The sequence below is a fragment of the Streptomyces sp. NPDC048514 genome (assembly GCF_043199955.1).
In the GTDB taxonomy this organism is placed as follows: domain Bacteria; phylum Actinomycetota; class Actinomycetes; order Streptomycetales; family Streptomycetaceae; genus Streptomyces.
The window spans coordinates 25,754-46,454 of sequence record NZ_JBICWT010000007.1; the positions used below are offsets into that span (position 1 = coordinate 25,754).

At 71.8% G+C, this 20,701-nt stretch carries 21 protein-coding genes; 14 read left to right on the plus strand and 7 right to left on the minus strand.

Annotation, left to right across the window (positions count from 1 at the left end):
• The first annotated feature begins 307 nt into the window (after positions 1-307).
• The 7 genes from ACGFT2_RS16630 to ACGFT2_RS16660 are packed head-to-tail and all read left to right on the plus strand — an operon-like array spanning position 308 to position 6,759.
• Positions 308-1,441: a ParA family protein gene (locus ACGFT2_RS16630; RefSeq protein ID WP_393278469.1), complete on the plus strand. Its 1,134-nt coding sequence runs from the start codon at positions 308-310 to the stop codon at positions 1,439-1,441.
• The gene (locus ACGFT2_RS16635) at positions 1,426-1,974 is read left to right on the plus strand and encodes a hypothetical protein (protein WP_393278471.1); all 549 of its coding nucleotides are present in this window, start codon (positions 1,426-1,428) and stop codon (positions 1,972-1,974) included. Before ACGFT2_RS16630 ends, ACGFT2_RS16635 begins: the two co-directional genes overlap by 16 nt.
• 18 nt (positions 1,975-1,992) lie before the next feature.
• Positions 1,993-3,210, plus strand: a complete 1,218-nt coding sequence (locus ACGFT2_RS16640) for a segregation and condensation protein A (RefSeq protein WP_393278473.1) — start codon at positions 1,993-1,995, stop codon at positions 3,208-3,210.
• On the plus strand, positions 3,207-3,857 hold the full coding sequence (gene scpB, locus ACGFT2_RS16645; protein ID WP_393278475.1) for an SMC-Scp complex subunit ScpB: 651 nt from the start codon (positions 3,207-3,209) through the stop codon (positions 3,855-3,857). Before ACGFT2_RS16640 ends, scpB begins: the two co-directional genes overlap by 4 nt.
• Positions 3,858-3,870: 13 nt before the next feature.
• Positions 3,871-4,932 carry a pseudouridine synthase gene (locus tag ACGFT2_RS16650; RefSeq protein WP_393278477.1) on the plus strand — a complete coding sequence of 354 codons (1,062 nt, stop codon included), beginning with the start codon at positions 3,871-3,873 and terminating at the stop codon, positions 4,930-4,932.
• Between the two features lie 53 nt (positions 4,933-4,985).
• On the plus strand, positions 4,986-6,005 hold the full coding sequence (locus tag ACGFT2_RS16655) for an ADP-ribosylglycohydrolase family protein (RefSeq protein ID WP_393278479.1): 1,020 nt from the start codon (positions 4,986-4,988) through the stop codon (positions 6,003-6,005).
• 4 nt (positions 6,006-6,009) lie between these two features.
• Positions 6,010-6,759 (plus strand): DNA polymerase beta superfamily protein, encoded by a 750-nt coding sequence (locus tag ACGFT2_RS16660; RefSeq protein WP_393278480.1) that lies wholly within the window; start codon positions 6,010-6,012, stop codon positions 6,757-6,759.
• Here the strand turns inward: ACGFT2_RS16660 and ACGFT2_RS16665 are convergent.
• Both ACGFT2_RS16665 and ACGFT2_RS16670 read right to left on the minus strand, forming a co-directional pair.
• Positions 6,685-7,527, minus strand: coding sequence for a DNA polymerase beta superfamily protein (locus ACGFT2_RS16665; protein ID WP_393278482.1), 843 nt, complete (start codon positions 7,525-7,527; stop codon positions 6,685-6,687). The two genes, ACGFT2_RS16660 and ACGFT2_RS16665, sit on opposite strands and share 75 nt — an antisense overlap.
• Before the next feature lie 22 nt (positions 7,528-7,549).
• Positions 7,550-8,014 (minus strand): Rieske (2Fe-2S) protein, encoded by a 465-nt coding sequence (locus tag ACGFT2_RS16670; protein WP_393278484.1) that lies wholly within the window; start codon positions 8,012-8,014, stop codon positions 7,550-7,552.
• Between the two features lie 159 nt (positions 8,015-8,173).
• On the opposite strand from ACGFT2_RS16670, the gene aroH reads away from it, so the two are divergent.
• The 5 genes from aroH to der all read left to right on the plus strand — a co-directional run bounded on the left by aroH (position 8,174) and on the right by der (position 12,697).
• Positions 8,174-8,536, plus strand: a complete 363-nt coding sequence (gene aroH / locus ACGFT2_RS16675) for a chorismate mutase (RefSeq protein ID WP_393278486.1) — start codon at positions 8,174-8,176, stop codon at positions 8,534-8,536.
• A complete protein-coding gene (locus ACGFT2_RS16680) occupies positions 8,533-9,618 on the plus strand; it encodes a prephenate dehydrogenase (RefSeq protein ID WP_393278488.1) in 1,086 nt (361 codons plus the stop codon). The genes aroH and ACGFT2_RS16680 overlap by 4 nt, the downstream gene beginning before the upstream one ends.
• Before the next feature lie 168 nt (positions 9,619-9,786).
• Positions 9,787-10,482, plus strand: a complete 696-nt coding sequence (gene cmk / locus ACGFT2_RS16685; protein WP_393278490.1) for a (d)CMP kinase — start codon at positions 9,787-9,789, stop codon at positions 10,480-10,482.
• Between the two features lie 62 nt (positions 10,483-10,544).
• Positions 10,545-11,132, plus strand: a complete 588-nt coding sequence (locus ACGFT2_RS16690; protein ID WP_393279200.1) for a lysophospholipid acyltransferase family protein — start codon at positions 10,545-10,547, stop codon at positions 11,130-11,132.
• A gap of 83 nt (positions 11,133-11,215) precedes the next feature.
• On the plus strand, positions 11,216-12,697 hold the full coding sequence (gene der / locus ACGFT2_RS16695; protein ID WP_393278492.1) for a ribosome biogenesis GTPase Der: 1,482 nt from the start codon (positions 11,216-11,218) through the stop codon (positions 12,695-12,697).
• A 64-nt stretch (positions 12,698-12,761) separates the two neighbouring features.
• Here the strand turns inward: der and ACGFT2_RS16700 are convergent, their stop codons facing one another.
• Positions 12,762-13,172 carry a hypothetical protein gene (locus tag ACGFT2_RS16700; protein WP_393278494.1) on the minus strand — a complete coding sequence of 137 codons (411 nt, stop codon included), beginning with the start codon at positions 13,170-13,172 and terminating at the stop codon, positions 12,762-12,764.
• A gap of 192 nt (positions 13,173-13,364) precedes the next feature.
• Entirely contained in the window at positions 13,365-14,153 is a 789-nt protein-coding gene (locus ACGFT2_RS16705; protein ID WP_393278496.1) for a hypothetical protein, read from the minus strand.
• A gap of 542 nt (positions 14,154-14,695) precedes the next feature.
• Between ACGFT2_RS16705 and ACGFT2_RS16710 the strand changes: the two genes are divergently transcribed.
• Entirely contained in the window at positions 14,696-15,397 is a 702-nt protein-coding gene (locus ACGFT2_RS16710) for a transglycosylase family protein (protein ID WP_393278498.1), read from the plus strand.
• Positions 15,398-15,441: 44 nt separating this feature from the next.
• Here ACGFT2_RS16710 and ctaD read toward each other — a convergent pair whose 3' ends face one another.
• Positions 15,442-17,127 carry a cytochrome c oxidase subunit I gene (gene ctaD, locus ACGFT2_RS16715; RefSeq protein WP_393278500.1) on the minus strand — a complete coding sequence of 562 codons (1,686 nt, stop codon included), beginning with the start codon at positions 17,125-17,127 and terminating at the stop codon, positions 15,442-15,444.
• 431 nt (positions 17,128-17,558) lie between these two features.
• Here ctaD and ACGFT2_RS16720 point away from each other — a divergent pair, with 431 nt between their 5' ends.
• Positions 17,559-17,774 (plus strand): I78 family peptidase inhibitor, encoded by a 216-nt coding sequence (locus ACGFT2_RS16720; RefSeq protein WP_393278502.1) that lies wholly within the window; start codon positions 17,559-17,561, stop codon positions 17,772-17,774.
• 111 nt (positions 17,775-17,885) lie between these two features.
• Here ACGFT2_RS16720 and ACGFT2_RS16725 read toward each other — a convergent pair whose 3' ends face one another.
• A complete protein-coding gene (locus ACGFT2_RS16725) occupies positions 17,886-18,908 on the minus strand; it encodes a phosphatase PAP2 family protein (protein ID WP_393278504.1) in 1,023 nt (340 codons plus the stop codon).
• Between the two features lie 238 nt (positions 18,909-19,146).
• Positions 19,147-20,535 carry a hypothetical protein gene (locus tag ACGFT2_RS16730; protein ID WP_393278506.1) on the minus strand — a complete coding sequence of 463 codons (1,389 nt, stop codon included), beginning with the start codon at positions 20,533-20,535 and terminating at the stop codon, positions 19,147-19,149.
• Positions 20,536-20,701 lie beyond the last annotated feature (166 nt).

Consider the following 20,701-nt stretch of genomic DNA (forward strand, 5'->3'; position numbering starts at 1 on the left):
CCGGATGTGTGTATGGTCACTTTGCGGCTCTCGGCCAACTCGCCTCGAACGTAACTCTTCGACCGATTCGCACACCGGTGAAACCTGCTGTGCGACGGCAGTACGCCCTTGACAGCGAGATGTTTCATTGCCGACACATCCTGCCGGGTCCGGCGGATTGTGTTGCTGCGGACCGCCGACACGCCATAGAGTCGCCAACCGTCGGCATGGTGCCACGCTGACCTTGTCTAGAAGTTTCCTGGTCACCAAGGAGGTAAGACGACTTGTGAATGAGTCGACATTTTCTCCCGGGGGTGGTCAACCAGGAATGCCGGTACGGGGCCAGGACCCCACGGGATTCGAGGCTGTCGGCTCCGTAGCTGTGCGCACCTTCGCAGCCCACCAGAGTCCGGGGCCGCAACCGGCCCGGACAGCACACCAGAGCATGGATGGCCATCACGTGAACGCCATGGCCGGCGACGGAAGTGGCGCGCCCCACAACCAACTCGCCGTCTACGACGAACTGCCCGAGGGGCACTTCTACGACCCCGATGCCGAGTACGAGCCCGATCCGGAGTACGCGGCCACGCTCGCGCCCGACGCGGCCCGCCAGCGCCGTGAGCGCGTCGGTCCCACCGGACGCCCGCTGCCGTACTTCCCGATCCCGGGCCCGCTGACCGACCACGGCCCCGCGAAGATCATCGCGATGTGCAACCAGAAGGGCGGCGTCGGCAAGACGACGTCGACCATCAACCTGGGTGCCGCGCTCGCGGAGTACGGCCGGCGCGTGCTGCTCGTGGACTTCGACCCGCAGGGCGCGCTGTCGGTCGGTCTCGGCGTCAACCCGATGGAGCTGGACCTCACCGTCTACAACCTGCTCATGGAGCGGGGTATGTCCGCGGACGAGGTGCTGCTGAAGACGGCGGTCCCGAACATGGACCTGCTGCCGTCCAACATCGACCTGTCCGCCGCCGAGGTCCAGCTGGTCTCCGAGGTGGCCCGAGAGTCGACGCTCCAGCGCGCGCTCAAGCCGCTGCTGCCCGACTACGACTACATCGTGATCGACTGTCAGCCCTCGCTCGGCCTGCTGACCGTCAACGCGCTGACGGCGGCGCACAAGGTGATCGTGCCGCTGGAGTGCGAGTTCTTCGCGCTGCGCGGTGTGGCCCTGCTGACGGAGACCATCGAGAAGGTCCAGGAGCGGCTCAACCCCGAGCTGGAACTGGACGGCATCCTCGCCACGATGTACGACTCGCGCACGGTGCACAGCCGTGAGGTGCTCGCACGTGTCGTCGAGGCGTTCGACGACCACGTCTACCACACGGTCATCGGCCGCACGGTCCGCTTCCCGGAGACCACGGTCGCCGGTGAGCCGATCACCACGTACGCCTCCAACTCCGTCGGTGCCGCCGCCTATCGCCAGCTCGCCAGGGAGGTGCTCGCCCGGTGTCACGCCGAGTGAGTCTGCCGGGGGCCGACGAACTCTTCCGTACGACAGGGGGGACGGCGCTGCAACCGTCGGGTCCCCGGCGCCCGGCCAACGGTGAGGCCCGGGTGCCGGCTCCCGCGGGGGAGAGCGACGAGGCGGCCGCCGCCGAGGACGCACCGCAGTCGGTGCCCGTGCGGAGCGGCGACGGAGAAGGTGCGGAGCATGTCGCGGCGGAGGCCGAGCCGGCCGAGGACGGCGAGTCCCGCAGCCGCCCGGCGCGCGGGCAGACGGTGCAGGAAGGTTCTGCCGCCGGGCAGCAGCGCAAGCGGGGCCGGGCGGCGAACCGGCGGCCCAGCGGGCGCGAGCGGCACGACGAGAAGATCACGGTGTACGTGTCGGCCGAGGAGCTGATGGACCTGGAGCACGCCCGGCTCGTGCTCCGCGGCGAGCACGGTCTCGCCGTCGACCGCGGGCGCATCGTCCGCGAGGCGGTGGCCGTGGTCCTGGCCGACCTGGAGTCCCGCGGGGACGCGAGCATCCTGGTACGACGGCTGCGCGGGCGGTAACGGTAGCCTGCGGGGGCCATGCCCTCGAACGACGTTCCCGCACCCGTACCCGCGTCCGGCGCCGGACGCCGGCGTGCGCTGGGCCGGGGCCCGGGAGCGGCGCCGACCGGTCCGGCCGCGCCGCCGCAGCCCGCCGCACCGCAGCCCGACCCCGTGGCGCCGGAGCAGTGTCCCGGGGCGGAACCGATCCGCGGACCGGAGCAGCCTCCCGGAGAGAACGCCGAGACCACGCCTCCCGCGCCGGCCGTGTCCGAGCCTGCGGTGCCCGCGCCGGTCGTGTCCGCGCCGGCCGTCTGTGAGCCTGCGGTGCCCACGCCGGCCGCGCCCGCGCCGGCCGTGCCCGAGCCGGCGGTGTCCGCGTCCGCGTCCGTGGCCGATGAGCCGGTCCTGGCCGTGCCGGAGCCCGGTCCCGGTGACCGGGCTCCCGCCGACGGTGTCTTCAAGGTTCGCCTCGCCAACTTCGAAGGCCCCTTCGATCTCCTCCTCCAGCTGATCTCCAAGCACAAGCTGGACGTGACCGAGGTCGCCCTGTCCAAGGTCACCGACGAGTTCATGGCGCACATCCGGGCGATGGGGCCGGACTGGGACCTGGACCAGACGACCGAGTTCCTGGTCGTGGCCGCCACCCTGCTCGACCTCAAGGCCGCCCGGCTGCTGCCCGCCGCCGAGGTCGAGGACGAGGCCGACCTGGCACTGCTGGAGGCGCGGGACCTGCTGTTCGCGCGCCTGCTCCAGTACCGCGCCTACAAACGGATCGCCGACATCTTCAACGAGCGCCTCGACGAGGAGGCGCGCCGCTACCCCCGCACCGTCGGCCTGGAGCCCGGGCACGCCGAGCTGCTGCCCGAGGTCGTCATCAGCATCGGCCCCGAGGGCTTCGCCCGGCTCGCGGTCAAGGCGATGCAGCCCAGACCCAGGCCGCAGGTCTACGTCGACCACATCCACGCGCCGCTGGTCAGCGTGCAGGAACAGGCGGGGATCGTGGTGGCACGGCTCCGCGAGCTCGGCGAGGCGAGTTTCCGGACGCTCGTCGAGGACACCGACGACACCCTGACCGTCGTGGCGCGGTTCCTCGCCCTGCTGGAGTTGTACCGCGAGAAGGCCGTCGCCCTGGAGCAGGAGGCCGCGCTCGGCGAGCTGACCGTGCGCTGGACGGGCGGGGACGCGCAAGCGGCTCCGCTGGTCACCGACGAGTTCGACCGGGCGCCCGAGCAGACCGAGGAGAAAAAGGCATGAGCGAGGAGACCGCAGAGCACCCGGCGGGGCTGCGCGCCGTCGCCGGCCTCGGGCTGAAGCCCACCCTGGAGGCGATGCTCATGGTCGTGGACGAGCCCGCGACCGAGGAGCACCTGGCCAGAATCCTCGAGCGGCCCAGGCGGCAGATCGGGGACGCGCTGCGCGAGCTGGCCGACGAGTACACCGTGCAGGGCCGCGGCTTCGAGCTGCGCTTCGTCGCGGGCGGCTGGCGTTTCTACACCCGTGCCGCGTACGCGCCCGCCGTGGAGAGACTGATCCTGGAGGGCCAGACGGCCCGCCTCACCCAGGCGGCGCTGGAGACCCTCGCGGTCGTCGCCTACCGCCAGCCGGTCAGCCGCAGCCGCGTCTCCGCCGTACGCGGAGTCAACTGCGACGGCGTGATGCGCACGCTCCTGCAGCGCGGTCTGGTCGAGGAGGCGGGCACGGAACCCGAAACAGGTGCGATCCTGTACAGGACGACGAACTACTTCCTGGAGCGGATGGGCCTGCGCGGCCTTGACGAACTTCCGGAGCTCGCGCCCTTCCTCCCGGAGGCGGAGGCGATCGAGGCCGAGAGCCAGGAGGGGGTCCCGTCGTTCGACCCGGACGCGCCCGACGCGCCCGGCGGTCAGGACGCAGACGACTAAGACGGAAACCTTGATGCGAAGCAGCGGCAGCGGCAAGAGCGGCGGGCGCGGTAACTACCGCGGTGCCGGCAACGACAGGGACCAGAAGCAGGGGCAGGGACGTCCCCGCAAGCCCCGCCCCGAGGAGCGCCGCTACGACGTGGGTCCCGGCGCCTCCCCGGAGGGCCCCAAGTCCGGGCGCGGCGGCGCGGCCCGCGGTGGCGCCAAGGGCGGCCCGAAGAAGCCCCAGCAGGGCGGACGTACGGCCCCCGCACGCTCGCGTGAGTACGAGACGCGGGTCGAGGAGCGCAACCGGGAGCGGTACGCCGACAAGAAGGACGTCAAGCTGCCCAAGACCTTCCCGGGCGCCGAGCAGGAGGGCGAGCGGCTGCAGAAGGTCCTCGCGCGCGCGGGCTACGGCTCCCGGCGTGCCTGCGAGGAACTGATCGAGCAGGCCAGGGTCGAGATCAACGGCGAGATCGTGCTGGAGCAGGGCCGCCGGGTTGACCCGGAGAACGACGAGGTCAAGGTCGACGGCCTGACCGTGGCGACCCAGTCGTACCAGTTCTTCTCGCTGAACAAGCCCGCCGGTGTCGTCTCGACGATGGAGGACCCGGAGGGCCGGCAGTGCCTCGGCGACTACGTCACCAACCGGGAGACCCGGCTCTTCCACGTCGGCCGGCTGGACACCGAGACCGAGGGCGTCATCCTGCTCACCAACCACGGTGAGCTGGCGCACCGCCTCACGCACCCCAAGTACGGCGTGAAGAAGACCTACCTCGCGCACATCGTCGGCCCGATCCCGCGTGACCTCGGCAAGCGGCTGAAGGACGGCATCCAGCTGGAGGACGGCTACGCGCGCGCGGACCACTTCCGGGTCGTGGAGCAGACCGGCAAGAACTACCTGGTCGAGGTGACCCTGCACGAGGGCCGCAAGCACATCGTGCGGCGCATGCTGGCCGAGGCGGGCTTCCCGGTCGACAAGCTGGTGCGCGTGGCCTTCGGCCCGATCACCCTGGGCGACCAGAAGTCCGGCTGGCTGCGGCGCCTGTCGAACACCGAGGTCGGCATGCTGATGCAGGAAGTCGACCTCTAGACACCTTGCCGTGATTCACCATCCCCTTTATTGTCAGACTGACGATAAAGGGGATGGTGAATCACGTGTCCAAACGTGCCGCGACGGGAGCACTCCTCGGCCTCGCTCTCGGGGACGCCCTGGGCTTCCCGACCGAGTTCGACGACGTGCCGTCGATCCTGACGAAGTGCGGCCCCTGGCGAGAGATGCAGCTGCCCCCGCGGGCCCTCGTCTCGGACGACACGCAGATGACCCTCGCCCTCGGGCGGGCGCTGCGGACCGCCATGGAGCGCGGCCACCTCACTCCCGAGCGGCTGGAGCGGCCGCTGCGCGAGGAGTTCGTCGACTGGTTCCGCTCGCCGGAGAACAACCGCGCCCCGGGCCGCACCTGCCTGACCGCGTGCGAACTGCTCGCGCGGGACGGCCGGGCCTGGCAGGACGCCAGCCGGCTCGGCTCCAAGGGCTGCGGCGCCAACATGCGCGTCGCTCCCATCGGCCTCGCTCCCGGGCTCAGCGACGAACAGCGCTCGGGCGCCGCCCGGTTGCAGTCCGCGCTCACCCACGGACACCCCACCGCGCTCGCCGCCTCCGACCTCACCGCCCACGCCGTCCAGCTGCTCGCGCACGGCACCGACCCGACGAGCCTGGTCGGCCGGCTGCGCTCCTACGCGCTGGAGCACCGCACCCACTACGACCACACCTGGCTCGGCGACCTGTGGACCCGCTCCCAGGATCCCGGCCCGGAGCACTTCGTCGCGCGCGGCTGGGACGAGTGCCTGAACATCCTCGACCGCCTCCAGGAGGCCGTGCGGACCGTCTCGCCGGAGACCGACCCGTGCCTGGCCACCGGCGAGGGCTGGATCGCCGAGGAGGCCCTCGCCACCGGGCTGCTGTGTTTCCTGCTCTTCCCGGACGAGCCCGTCACCGCCCTGCGCCGGGCCGCCTGTTCCGCCGGCGACTCCGACTCCATCGCCTGCCTCACCGGCGCCTTCGCGGGCGCCTGGCTGGGCGCGGACGCCTGGCCGGCCGACTGGACCGAGCGGATCGAGTACCGAGGCGACCTGTTGGCCCTGGGCGCGCTCTGGGACGCTTAGGGCCATGATCGAAGACCTCGACATCGACCTCGCGCCCGTGGTCGCCGAACAGCCCGACCCGCTGCTGTTCGCGACCGTGTCCGGAGCCCACCTGTACGGCTTCCCCTCGCAGGACTCGGACGTGGACCTGCGCGGCGTCCATCTCCTGCCGGCGGCCGAACTCGTGGGCCTGCACGAGCCGGAGGAGACCCGGTCGCGGGCCTGGGTGCGGTTCGGCGTCGAACTCGACCTCGTCACCCACGACCTGCGCAAGTTCGTCCGGCTGATGCTCCGCCGCAACGGCTACGTCCTGGAGCAGCTGCTCTCACCCCTGGTCGTGCAGACCGGCGACGCCCACCGGGAGCTGGCCGCCCTGGCACCCGGCGTCCTCACCAGCCACCACGCCCACCACTACCGCGGGTTCGCGGTGACCCAGTGGCGGCTGTTCGAGAAGACGCAGGAACTCAAGCCGCTGCTCTACACGTTCCGGGTGCTGCTCACCGGCATCCACCTCATGCGCTCCGGCGAGGTCCAGGCCCACCTGCCGACGCTCCTGGACACCGTCGGCGCTCCCGGCTATCTGCCGGAGCTGATAGCCGCCAAGGCGGCGCGGGAGCACGGGGCGGCCGACGTCGACCCCGCGCGTGTCGAGGGCGACGTGGAGCGGTTGCAGGCGCTGCTCGACGAGGCGCAGGCCACCTCAGCCCTCCCCGAGGCGCCCAGCGCCTACGACGCCCTCCACGACTTCGTGGTGCGCCTGCGTCTGGGGGGCTGAGCCGGGCGCGGGCGTCCGCCGGGCCGGGGCGGGCGCCTCCGCCCCGCCGGCCGGCGGTGTCGGCGTGCGCCCCTGGTGACCGGCGGCCGAGTCCCGGCGGACGCGGAAGAGGAAGTCGGCCACGCGTGCGTGGTCCGGCTCCGGCGGCAGCGGGCTGCCCCGCAGGGCCTCCTCGGTCTCGGCCGCCAGTGCGGTCATCCACGCGTCGACCTGCGCCCAGGGCACTTCGCCGCGCTTGACCGCGAGGAGGGACCCGCGCCGGTCACCGACGTCGATCCGCAGCTCCCCGGTGCGCAGCAGGTCGCGGGCGCTCACCAGCAGCCGCAGCAGGTGCATCGCGTGCTTCCAGCGCGGGGCGCCCGTCGTGCGCATGCCGGCCTCCAGCTTGCGGCGCTGGGCGAGGGCGTAGCGGCCGAACGTCTCATGGACCCGCAGGGACAGGAAGGCGCCGCGCAGGGACAGCAGCTCGCGGCCGGTGCCGTCCAGCTGCTCCACCAGCGGGGAGTGCAGGCACTCCAGGATGTTCGGGTTGCCGCGCAGCGCCAGCTCGCAGAACCGCTCCAGCTCCCAGGAGAACTGCTCCTCGCCCGGTCCCTCCACATGCGTCGGCGGCTTCCGGAACCGCCAGAAGAGGGGAGTGGGGGCGAGGAACACGCCCCGCCGGTCCGTGTCGCTCTCGTCGGTCGCGAGGCCGAAGGCCCGCGAACCCATGACACAGGAGTAGATCGTGTGGTCGCGTACCAGGTACTCGGGATCCTCGGACGGCATGCCCGGAGCGTACGCGGCCGTCTCAGGTCAGGCGGATCGAATTTCCCTCCACCTCGATCTTCTTCTCGGCCAGCGGTCTGGTCGCCGGTCCGTCCGCCACCGAGCCGTCGGCGATGTGGTACTTGCTGCCGTGGCAGGGGCAGTCGATCGTGCCGTCGGCCACCTGCCGCACCAGGCAGCCCTGGTGGGTGCAGACCGCCGAGAACGCCTTGTACTCACCCTTCTTCGGCTGGGTGATCACGATCTTGCGGTCGGCCAGGACCTTGCCGCCGCCCTCCGGGATGTCGCTGGTCCTCGCCACTTCCTTCCCGCCGGAGGCGGCGGAGGCCGAGGTGGCGGCCGGGGGGGAGGCGGGCTTCGAGGTGGCGGAGGCGGGGGAGGCGGGCTCCGAGGCCTTGTCCTTGTCGCCACCGCATCCCACGCATCCCGCAGCGAGCGCCGCAGCGCCCGTCGCCAGAACCGTGCGCCGCATCGCGGGCTGGGTCATGTCACCACTCCGTACAGACGTTGAAGAGCAGGGTGCGAAACCGGTGGTTACCGGTACATTCGCATCGTCTCAGTGATCGGGCGCCGTGCGCCCGGACCGCGCGGGCTGACTACGCTGGACGGGCCAGAACAGACACACCTGTCAGCGAGGAGCAGCGCCGTGGCGGTACGAGCGGTCCGGGGGGCCGTCCAGCTGGAGCGGGACGACGCCGGACACATGGACGAGCAGGTCGGAGCGCTGCTCACCGCCGTCCTGGAACGGAACGGACTGACCACCGACGACCTGATCAGCATCTGGTTCACGGCCACTCCCGACCTGCACAGCGACTTTCCGGCCGCCGCGGCCCGCAAGCTCGGCATCGTCGACGTCCCCCTGATATGCGCCCAGGAACTCGACATCGCGGGCGCCATGCCCCGCGTCGTCCGGGTCCTCGCCCACATCGAGTCGGACCGGCCACGCGCCGACATCGCCCACGTCTACCTCGGCGCCGCGGCCGCCCTGCGCAAGGACATCGCCCAGTGAGAACCGCACTCGTCATCGGAACCGGACTGATCGGCACCTCCGCCGCCCTCGCCCTCGCCCAGCGCGGGGTCGTCGTCCACCTCGCCGACCACGACCCCGAGCAGGCCCGCACCGCCGCCGCGCTGGGCGCCGGCACCGACGAGGCCCCCGGCGGCCCCGTCGACCTGGCGATCGTGGCCGCCCCGCCCGCGCACGTGGCCGGCGTGCTCGCCGACGCCATGCGCCGGGGCGCGGCCCGCGGCTACCTGGACGTGGCGAGCGTCAAGGGGGGCCCGCGCCGCGAGCTGGAGGCGCTGGATCTGGACCTGTCCGCGTACATCGGCACGCACCCCATGTCCGGCCGCGAGAAGTCCGGCCCGCTGGCCGCCACCGGCGACCTCTTCGAGGGCCGCCCCTGGGTGCTCACCCCCACCCGGGACACCGACACCGAGGTGCTCAACCTCGCCCTGGAGCTGGTCTCGCACTGCCGTGCCGTCCCGGTGGTCATGGACGCCGACGCCCACGACCGTGCCGTCGCCCTCGTATCCCACATGCCCCACCTGGTGTCCAGCATGGTCGCCGCGCGCCTGGAGCACGCCGAGGAGGCCGCCGTACGGCTGTGCGGGCAGGGCATCCGGGACGTGACCCGGATCGCCGCCTCGGACCCGGGCATGTGGATCGACATCCTCTCCGCGAACCCCGGGCCGGTCGCCGATCTGCTCTCCGACGTCGCCGGCGACCTGGACGAGACCGTGCGGGCCCTGCGCGCCCTGCAGTCCTCCGACGAGGCCAAGCGGCGCGAGGGCGGCGCGGGCGTCGAGGACGTGCTGCGCCGCGGGAACGCGGGCCAGGTGCGGGTACCCGGCAAGCATGGCAGCGCGCCGCGGGTGTACGAGAGCGTCGTCGTGCTCATCGACGACCAGCCCGGCCAGCTGGCCCGCATCTTCGCGGACGCGGGACGGGCCGGCGTCAACGTCGAGGACGTACGCATCGAGCACGCCACGGGGCGGCAGGCCGGCCTGGTGCAGCTCATGGTCGAACCGAGGGCGGCGGCGGGCCTGCGGGAGGCGCTGCGCGAGCGGGGCTGGGCCCTGCGCCAGTGAGCGCGGCCGGCCCGGCTCCCGCGGTCCGGGCGGGAGCGGTTCCCCCGCCCCGGTGAGACCGGCTCCCACGGGCCGGTGAGGGCGCCTCCCGTGAGCCAGTAACCTTGTGCGGGGCGCCCTCGCGTCCCGCACCCCGCCCACCACCCTTCACCAGGAAGGTGCCCTCCCGTGGAAAACGGCGCCGCCCCGACCGCCAAGCCCGTGATCGTCGCCATCGACGGTCCCTCAGGCACGGGCAAGTCGAGCACGTCGAAGGCCGTGGCCGCGCAGCTCGGCCTGAGCTACCTGGACACCGGTGCCCAGTACCGGGCGATCACCTGGTGGATGGTGACCAACGGCATCGACATCGAGGACCCGACCGCCATCGCCGCCGTCGCGGGCAAGCCCGAGATCCTCTCCGGCACCGACCCGGCCGCCCCGGCCATCACGGTCGACGGTGTGGACGTGGCCGGCCCGATCCGGACCCAGGAGGTCACCTCCCAGGTCAGCGCGGTCAGCGCGGTGCCCGAGGTGCGCACCCGGATCACCGAGCTGCAGCGCTCGATCGCCACCGGCGCGGAGCACGGCATAGTGGTCGAGGGCCGCGACATCGGTACGACCGTCCTGCCGGACGCCGACCTGAAGATCTTCCTCACCGCCTCCCCGGAGGCCCGCGCGGCCCGCCGGAGCGGCGAGCTGAAGGGCGCCGACGTCCACGCCACCCGCGAGGCCCTGATCAAGCGGGACGCGGCCGACTCGAGCCGTAAGACCTCCCCGCTCGCCAAGGCCGGCGACGCGGTGGAGGTGGACACCACCGAGCTGTCCCTCGCCCAGGTCATCGAGTGCGTCGTCACCCTGGTCGAGGAGAAGCGGGCCGGGAAGTGACCGAACCGTCCCTCCCCTCGGAGCGGGGGGCCGAGGTCGGGCGGCGCATCGGCGTCGGCCTGATGTACGGGCTGTGGAAGCCGCGCGTGCTGGGCGCCTGGCGGGTACCGGCGACCGGCCCGGTGATCTTCGCGGTGAACCACTCCCACAACGTCGACGGCCCGATGGTCATGGGCGTGGCGCCCCGGCCGACGCACTTCCTGATCAAGAAGGAGGCGTTCATCGGCCCGCTGGACCCCTTCCTGACCGGTATCGGTCAGCTGAAGGTGGACCGCTCCTCCGCCGACCGCACCGCCATCTCCCGGGCCCTCGGTGTGCTCGAGGCCGGGGGAGTGCTGGGCATCTTCCCGGAGGGCACCCGGGGCGAGGGCGACTTCGCCTCTCTGCGTGCCGGGCTCGCCTACTTCGCGGTACGCAGCGGGGCGCCGATCGTGCCCATCGCCGTACTGGGAAGCTCCGACCGGCCCGGGCGGTTGATAAAGGCGCTGCCGCCGCTGCGCACCCGGGTCGACGTCGTCTTCGGCGACCCCTTCGACGCGGGCGACGGCAGCGGGCGGCGCACGCGCAAGGCGCTGGACGAGGCGACCGAGCGCATCCAGAAGCAGCTCACCCGCCACCTGGAAAACGCCAGGCGCCTGACCGGGCGCTAGGCGACACTTGAGTAGTGGATCAGCCGGGACGAAACCGGGCCGGTCCACCGACCACCAAGAATGAACGACGAGGTACGGACTTCATGAACGACGACATCCAGCCCGACGGCTCGGCCGAGCACGAGCACGAGCACGGGGCTCTCGGCGACGCCGAGTACGCGGAGTTCATGGAGCTCGCCGCGGAAGAGGGCTTCGACCGCGAGGACGTCGAGGGCGCCATCGAGGCGGCGGGCCACGGCCCGCTGCCCGTGCTCGCCGTCGTCGGCCGCCCGAACGTCGGCAAGTCGACCCTGGTGAACCGGATCATCGGCCGCCGCGAGGCGGTCGTCGAGGACAAGCCGGGCGTCACCCGGGACCGCGTCACCTACGAGGCCGAGTGGGCCGGGCGCCGCTTCAAGGTCGTCGACACCGGCGGCTGGGAGCAGGACGTCCTCGGCATCGACGCCTCCGTGGCCGCCCAGGCCGAGTACGCGATCGAGGCGGCCGACGCCGTCGTCTTCGTGGTCGACGCCAAGGTGGGTGCGACCGACACCGACGAGGCGGTCGTCCGGCTGCTGCGCAAGGCCGGCAAGCCGGTCGTGCTGTGCGCCAACAAGGTCGACGGCCCGAGCGGCGAGGCCGACGCCTCCTACCTGTGGAGCCTGGGCCTCGGCGAGCCGCACCCGGTCTCCGCGCTGCACGGCCGCGGCACCGGCGACATGCTGGACTCCGTCCTGGAGGCGCTGCCCGAGGCGCCCGTGCAGACCTTCGGCGCCGCCGTCGGCGGCCCGCGCCGCATCGCCCTGATCGGCCGCCCGAACGTCGGCAAGTCCTCCCTGCTGAACAAGGTGGCGGGCGAGGAGCGCGTGGTCGTCAACGAGATCGCGGGCACCACCCGCGACCCGGTCGACGAGCTGATCGAACTGGGCGGGGTGACCTGGAAGTTCGTCGACACCGCCGGCATCCGAAAGCGCGTCCACCTGCAGCAGGGCGCCGACTACTACGCCTCTCTGCGTACGGCCGCCGCCGTGGAGAAGGCCGAGGTCGCCGTCATCCTGATCGACGCGTCCGAGAGCATCTCGATCCAGGACCAGCGCATCGTCACCATGGCCGTGGAGGCGGGCCGCGCGGTCGTCCTCGCCTTCAACAAGTGGGACACCCTCGACGAGGAGCGCCGCTACTACCTGGAGCGGGAGATCGAGACCGAGCTGGGCCAGGTCGCCTGGGCGCCCCGCGTCAACGTCTCGGCCCGCACCGGCCGGCACATGGAGAAGCTGGTCCCGGCGATCGAGACCGCCCTGGCCGGCTGGGAGACCCGGGTGCCCACCGGCCGTCTCAACGCCTTCCTCGGCGAGCTGGTCGCGGCCCACCCGCACCCGATCCGGGGCGGCAAGCAGCCGCGCATCCTCTTCGGCACCCAGGCCGGCACCAAGCCCCCGCGGTTCGTGCTCTTCGCCTCCGGGTTCATCGAGGCGGGCTACCGCCGCTTCATCGAGCGCCGCCTGCGCGAGGAGTTCAGCTTCGAGGGCACCCCGATCCACATCTCGGTGCGGGTGCGCGAGAAGCGCGGCGCCAAGAAGAAGTAACCGCCGTACGACGTGAAGGGCGGCCCCCGGAGCACCGGTGGGCCGCCCTTCGCCGTTCCGTCCGTCACGCTCCCCGGCGCGGCCCCGGAGGAAGCGGCAGGGCCGCCGGGACGTGGTGCATCCCGGTGTCCTGCTGCCGCCCGAGCGTGCCGACGCGCTGCCACTGGGACTGCGACTGCTGCCGCGCGCTGTACGCCCCGGCGCTGTAGGCGCTGTACGAGCTGCTGAACGAGCCCGCCCGGTGCCCGCCGTACGATCCCGCGCCGTCCGGGATGTCCCCGAAGGCGCTGAACCGCAGATCCTCCTCACCGCTGCGGTCCCCCGGCAGCGTGCGGAAGGCCCTGACCCACTCCGCGTAGAGCGTGTCGTAGATCGGCGTGGCCGATGACGCGCCGAGCCCCTCCTGCCCCGTCCGGGCGGACGGGACGGAGACGAAGGAGGACCGGCGGGGAGGGGGAGTGTCGTATGCGTGCACGTATGTCCAAACGACGCCGCATCCAAAGAGATGCGGTTGTGCGGCATGCCTGAGGGAGCGCGGGCAGTCGCGCGGAGGCCCGCCGGCGGTCCGCCGGCGGGCCGCGGCCGCCGGCGCACCGCGGCTCACCACCCGGCGGCGTCGTCACCCGGCGTCGTCACCCGGCGTCGACACCGCCCGGCGGCGCCGGACTCAGGTACCCGCGAGCGGAAGCGCCGCGGCGACCAGCCTGCCGTTCGCCGCCGCCTTGTCCAGCGCGTCCCGCAGCAGGTCCTCGCGCGGCTGCCGCCCGATCGACCCCACCGGCGCCGCGAACATCAGCACCTGCTGGTGCTTGTTCGCCGCCGCTCGCCAGCTGTCCGTCACCTGCAGCGGCTGGTGCGCCTGCCACCAGGCGACCGGCTGCCCCCCGCCCGCGCCTGGCTGGAGCACCGCGTGCAGCTGGCCCACGGCGAGCAGGACCGACCAGCCGTGCAGCACCGGCGGCACCGAGGTCAGCGCGGTCACCGGCTGGTAGCCCTGCTCGACGAGCAGCGGGAGGAAGTCGTCGCCCGACCCGGAGCCGCCCGGGCGCACGATCGCCGAGGTCGGCTCGACGACGAGCGCGGGGTGCAGTTCGCCCTCGATCAGGACGAGTCCGCTCGTCACCCCGAGCACCGCCTGCTCGGGCACGGCCCTGTGCGGGCCTCCGCCGGTGATGTCGCCGGCGCCGCCGATGGAGCGCACGGCGCCCTGCAACTGCTCCTCGGTGACCTGGACGACCTGTGAGGGCAGACAGCCGGCGTGGGCGAAGGCGAGGACGGCGGTCTCGTCGCCGACGAACAGAACGGTGCTGGTGCGCTCCTGCTCGGAGTCGCCCGGGGTGCGACAGGACGTGCAGTCGTAACTGCCCGGGGCGTTGTCTCCGGCGAGCAGCCGGTCGGCTTCTTCGTCGCCGATCTCGGCGCGTACGGCGTCACTCACGTCGAGCATGCGCGGCACGGTGGCTCCCTCGGGATGCGGTGCTGGGTCGGCCGGGTGGCTCCCTGCCGATGAGCCCCGGGGGTTCCGGGCTCATGAAGAAGACAACGGGCGTCCTGTGGTGGGGGTCACGCCCCCGGGCGGACCGGTTCGAACCATCCGCCGCGCAGCGTCACGATCGGTTGCGGATCGGACACTGAACGTCAACTCTGCGTGCGGTCACGGGACTTGGCGGGGTGAAGTGGGTCACAGATCGCTTCAGCTGCTGGTCGATAAATCAGGAAATCACCGGATGAAATGGGTGACCGAAAATCGCCGATACTCGCGGTAACTGGCAACTGGCCAGGTCTGACTGCCAGTTGGTTGATCCCGGCCCCTCGACCTCCATACATTCCTCCGCCGTGTGCAACGAGCACCGCTCGGGAACGTCCGCCGGGCCGGCACGGGCAGAGCACGACCGCCGACGCCGGACACGACGGACGGGGCGGGCGCGAGGAGCCGCGGTCTTCCGCGGCGAGACGTGCTCCGCCTGGGGGAGCCCGGGTTCGTGGAGAGGGATTCACATGTCCGAATGTGCCGATACCACCCGCAGCACCGCCCGTGACGACAGCGCCCGCAAGGGCCGTACGACGGCCGCGCTCGCCGGTGCCGCCCTGCTGGCCCCGCTGGGGCTGCTGGCCGCGACCGGAAACGCCGCAGCGGCGGACAACGGAGTGTGGGACCGCATCGCCCAGTGCGAGAGCGGCGGCAACTGGCACATCAACACCGGCAACGGCTACTTCGGCGGGCTCCAGTTCTCCGCCGGCACCTGGCGCGCGTACGGCGGCTCCGCCTACGCCCCGACGGCCGACCAGGCCTCCAGAAGCGCGCAGATCGCCGTCGCCACCGAAGTCCAGCGGGCCCAGGGCTGGGGCGCCTGGCCGGTCTGCTCCGGCCGAGCCGGAGCCTCCGGAGCCGCGCCCGCCTCGGCCACCGGACACTCCTCCGGCGGCACCGTCTCCAAGGGCGTGACGACCAAGTCCGCCCCGGCGAACTCGGCCCCCGCGTACTCGGCGCCGGCCAAGGCGCCGCGGCAGCCGCGGCACTCGGCGGTCGACGCGGGCCGCAGCGCCGCGCATGGCGACTACACCGTCCTCGAGGGCGACACGCTGAGCACCATCGCGGCCCGGCACGGCACCACCTGGCAGCGGATCTACGCCGTCAACAAGGCCGTCATCGGCGGCGATCCCGACCTGATCGTGCCCGGTCAGCGCCTGGCGTTCTGAGCGGAGCCCGGCACCGGCCGGGCGCGTGGCACCCGTCGAGGCGGTCAGGAGGATCCGGAACCGGCCTGGTGCCGCTTCGGTTCGGGCTGCGGGGTCTGGGCCGCGTACTCCGGGTGGTGCAGGTCGAACGCGGGGGACTCCGAGCGGATCCGGGGCAGCGTGACGAAGTTGTGCCGGGGCGGCGGGCAGGAGGTCGCCCACTCCAGGGAGCGGCCGTAGCCCCAGGGGTCGTCGGTCTCGACCTTCTCGCCGTACCTGGCGGTCTTCCACACGTTGTACAGGAACGGCAGCGTCGACAGGCCCAGCAGGAAGGCGCCGATGGACGAGACGGTGTTGAGGGCGGTGAAGCCGTCGGCCGCCAGGTAGTCGGCGTACCGGCGGGGCATGCCCTCCGCGCCCAGCCAGTGCTGCACCAGGAACGTCGTGTGGAAGCCCACGAACAACGTCCAGAACTGGATCTTCCCCAGCCGCTCGTCCAGCATCTTCCCGGTGAACTTCGGCCACCAGAAGGAGAAGCCGGCGAAGACCGCGAAGACGACCGTGCCGAAGACGACGTAGTGGAAGTGCGCGACGACGAAGTAGGAGTCCGTGACGTGGAAGTCCAGCGGCGGCGAGGCGAGGATCACCCCGGTCAGCCCGCCGAGCAGGAACGTCACCAGGAAGCCCGTCGCCCACAGCATCGGCGTCTCGAAGGACAGCGAGCCCTTGATCATCGTGCCGGTCCAGTTGAAGAACTTCACCCCCGTCGGCACCGCGATCAGGAACGACATGAGGGAGAAGAACGGCAGCAGCACCGCGCCCGTCGCGAACATGTGGTGCGCCCACACCACCATCGACAGACCGGTGATCGCCATGGTCGCGCCCACCAGCGTCAGATAGCCGAAGATCGGCTTGCGGCTGAACACCGGGATGATCTCCGTGATGATCCCGAAGAACGGCAGCGCGATGATGTACACCTCGGGATGCCCGAAGAACCAGAACAGGTGCTGCCACAGCAGCGCCCCGCCGCTCGCCGCCTCGAACACCTGCGCACCGAACCGCCGGTCGGCCTCCAGCACCAGCAGCGCCGCCGCCAGCACGGGGAAGGCCAGCAGGATCAGGATCGACGTGAACAGGGTGTTCCAGGTGAAGATCGGCATCCGGAACATCGTCATGCCGGGCGCGCGCATCCCGATGATCGTGGTGATGAAGTTGACCGCGCCGAGGATCGTCCCGAAGCCGGAGAGCGCCAGACCCATGATCCACAGGTCCGGGCCGAGACCGGGGGAGTGCGCGGTGTCGTTGAGCGGCGCGTAGGCGAACCAGCCGAAGGCGGCCGGCCCGTCGGGTACCAGCAGCGAGCTCAGCACGATCAGCCCGCCGAACGCGAACAGCCAGTACGAGAGCATGTTCAGCCGCGGGAAGGCCACGTCCGGCGCGCCGATCTGCAACGGCATCAGCTCGTTGGCGAAGCCCGCGAAGCTCGGGGTGGCGAAGAGCAGCAGCATGATCGTGCCGTGCAGCGTGAACAGCTGGTTGAACTGTTCGCTGGTCATGATCTGCAGCCCCGGCCGGGCCAGTTCGGCGCGCATCAGCAGCGCCATCACCCCGCCGGCCAGGAAGAAGCCGAACGCCGTGATCAGATACAGGTGTCCGATCTTCTTGTGGTCGGTGGTGGTGAGCCAGTCGACGGCCAGCCGGCCGCCGCTGCGCACCGGTTCGGCCGTCGCCCGCACGGTCTCGGTCCCCATCGCTCGCCCTTCGCTCGTCGCGCCCGGGCCCGTCGCATCCCGCGGCGCGCGCACGCGAGCTGCTCACATGATGCTCGCGCGGCCCGGGGCGCCGGCAGGGGGCGTACGGCGGTCGTGTGCTGAATCCGTGAAATTCCTATGCGGCGTCAGCTGCCCGGGGGCGGTGATGGATTGCCGGGTGAATCGCGCCCCGAAGCCACCGCGTTCCCCGTTGCGGAACTTTCCGCCTGATATTCCGAAGAGACACTCCGGCGCGCAAGAATTCTGTTCGATTACCCCGGTAAGCGGTACGGAAACCCCCATACGTGTGACGGAGTTCGAGGGAAACGCGGGTCGGGCGGCTGTGACAGAAGTGTGACCGGGACCGGATGCTTCTCCGACCCGGTCATGCCCGGCTTCCGTCCCCGCCGGATGCGGCCTAGCGTGGCGGCATGGCACCGATTCCCACTCCGTCAGCGGAGCCCCAGGACAGTCCGGACGGGTATGTCGGCCTCGACGCCGCGCACGCCGAGCGGCTCGCTCGGCAGCGGGGGTGGCCGACGATACGGTCGCTGCCGCCGGGCGCGATCATCACCATGGAGTACCGGGCCGGACGGCTGAACTTCGAGGTGCGGGACGGCCGGGTGAGCCGCGCCTGGAAGGGCTGACCCCGGCGCCGCGGACGTACGCACGACGAAGGCCCCGCTCCGGTGAGGGAGCGGGGCCTTCGTCTTGGCGCGGGCTGGGTGTGCGTACCGGACCCGCGGTCTCGGCCGTCCTCAGCCGCCGGCCAGCGGGCGGGCCGGCTGGCCGGCGCCGCGCGGCAGACGGTCGGCGTGCGGGGGCCGGCGGCTGCCCACCGGGGTGACCGGGGTGCGCTCGGACCGGGTGGTGTGCGGTCCGGGCGCCAGGTGCGCCGCGCCCCTGGAGGCGCGCGTCGAGGAGACCGGCTCGCGTACCGGCGCCGCCTCGGCGGGCACGCCGCGCGGCTTGAGCACCACCGGCGTGACCGGAACGACCGGCTCGACGACCGGCCGGCTGCGGCGGTCGCGCCAGCGGTCGCGCAGGTCGAAGAGCCAGCCCTCCGACTTGGCGATCAGCGGCTCGAACCACGGCAGGGCCAGCAGGATCAGCAGACCGGCGGCCCAGCCCAGCAGTACGTCGCTCAGCCAGTGCGTACCGAGGTAGACGGTGGTGAGGCCGACGCCGAGCGAGGTGACCGCCGACAGTGCGGACAGCCAGCGGCGTGCCCGCGGGGTGGAGGCCAGGTATGCCAGGATTCCCCAGGTCACGACGGCGTTGGCGGTGTGGCCGCTGGGAAATATATCGCCGCCCAGGCCCATCTCGTTCGCGCCGATCACGGTCGCGTAGTGCGGACCGAGGCGTCCCATGCCGAGCTTGGCGGCGCCGACCGTGATGTTCAGCAGCAGAAGTGAGGCGGCCAGCGTCAGCAGCGGGCGCAGGGTGTGCTGCCGCCAGGAGCGCCAGCCGAGCCAGGACGCGACCATCACGGCGGTGGGGCCGCGCTGGCCGAGCACCACGTAGTAGTCGAGGAAGGCGTGGATCTCCGGCCACTGCTGGTAAGGCCGGAAGAACATGACCTGCCAGTCGAGCCGGACGAGCCAGGAGGTGGTCACCACGGCCCACACGATCGCCAGGTAGAAAGCCAGGGTCGCCGAGAACAGAACGACCCGGTGCCGGCTCATCCTCGGCACATCGATGTGGGCCGGTCGTTCCGGCTCCCGGTCGAGTCTCGCGAACACCCGGTCCAGACGCCGGGTGAGGTTTCGTTCGGTACGCACCCAATCGACGTTACAGCGAGTGAGCTGTGTGCCCGGTCGAAACAGGGGCTTTGTGATGACGATGTGATGTGGGAAACCTCTCAAGGGCGGTGCGAATTCCCGGGATTCCGCAATCCTGTGAGGTCCCTCTCTTCAATTCCTCTGATCATGCCGGGTGTTGTTTATATGGCGCTTATGAATGCGTTAACCCGGACCTGGCGTGGAATTCTCCGGCGCGTCATCGGGCCGTCGATGTCGATCACGGTGGGCCGGAGCCGTTCAGCCAGAACGCCCCGTAGACCGCCGCCGCGACCGCCAACCCGGCCGTGACCAGCACGGATCGGGACGTACGCGCGCGGGCGAGGGCGCCGGCCAGGGGCAGCAGCACCGGGAAGGCGGGCATGAGCAGCCTCGGCTTCGAGCCGAAGTAGCTCGACGCGCACAGGGCGAGCGCCAGTACGACGCCGGTGTACACCAGCAGTTCGACCGGCTGGCGCTCGCGCACACCGGTGACGTACAGCCAGATGAGCAGGGCTACCGCGATGATCAGGCCGAGGCCCGCGAGGGCGGACGGAAATGACGTGAACTTGTCGGCCACGAAGCGGGCGAAGGCGTACCCGCCGTCGAAACCGTTGCGCCACCCGGCCTGGACGTCCAGGTAACCGAGCGGGCCCTTGCCGGTGCGCCGGCCGACCCAGAGGACGTAGCCGGCGGCGCCGAGCGGAGCGAGTGCCATGCCGAGCACGCGACGCCAGGGAGGTGCGCAGGGAGCGCCGTCCGTGCGCTGCCGGAGAGATGCGTGCGGAGCGTCGCCCGTGCGGTCCGGGAGTGGCGTGTACGGAGCGCCGTCCGTGCGGTCCGGGAGTGGCGTGTACGGAGCGCCGTCCGTGCCTCCCTCACCCGTCGGTGCGGGCGCAGGCGCAGGGTGCTCGCTCCCCGCGCGCGCGCCATGAGTCCGCGCCGGGGCGCCATCGCCGGAGCGCGCGCCGTGCGCACCGGATGCGCTTCGCTCTCGCACGAACGAGATCACGCCCGCCACCCACACCGCCGCGACCACGGCGGCCCCCACCGGCCGGGTCAGTCCCGCGAGCGCGGCCAGCAGACCCGCGCCGATCCACCGCCCGGTCAGCAGCGCGTACAGCGACCAGGCCGCCAGCGCCGTGAACAGCGACTCGCTGTACGCCATCGACTGCACGGCACCGACCGGCAGCACCGCCCACAGCAGCACCGCGCAGACACCGGCCCGCGAGCCGTGGACATGATCAACGACCGCGAAGATCCCGGCCGCGGCGGCGAGCGAGGCCGACAGGCTCACCACGAGGCCGGCGTCCGCGTACGACAGCGGCGCGACCGAGTGCAGCAGCCGCTCCAGCCAGGGCAGCAGCGGGAAGAACGCCAGATTGGAGTGGACGTCCCCGTTCGGCAGCCGCACCTGATAGCCGTAGCCCCGCTCGGCGACCCGGGTGTACCAGAGTGAGTCCCAGCGTGCGGTCAGCAAGGTGTACGCGCTCTTGCCGCGCGCGGCGCTCCACACCGCCAGCGTGAGCAGCCCCAGAGCGCGGACCGCCACGTACCCCAGAAGGGCCGGGGCGGCCCGGCGCAGGAGAGGGGCGCGGGGCGGGCCCACGCGCGTCGCAAGGTCGGTCACGGGCTCGATTATCGACCGCACGGGGAACGGGACCGGTCGCCGGGGCGTGGTCAGGAGGGGGCGACGTGGTGTACGCCACACGGGTTCCGTCCTGCGTGTGAGAGGTCCGCCACGTGACCGTGGGGTGAACTCGCGTACGCTGACGAGTCACCCGCGAGGGTTTGCG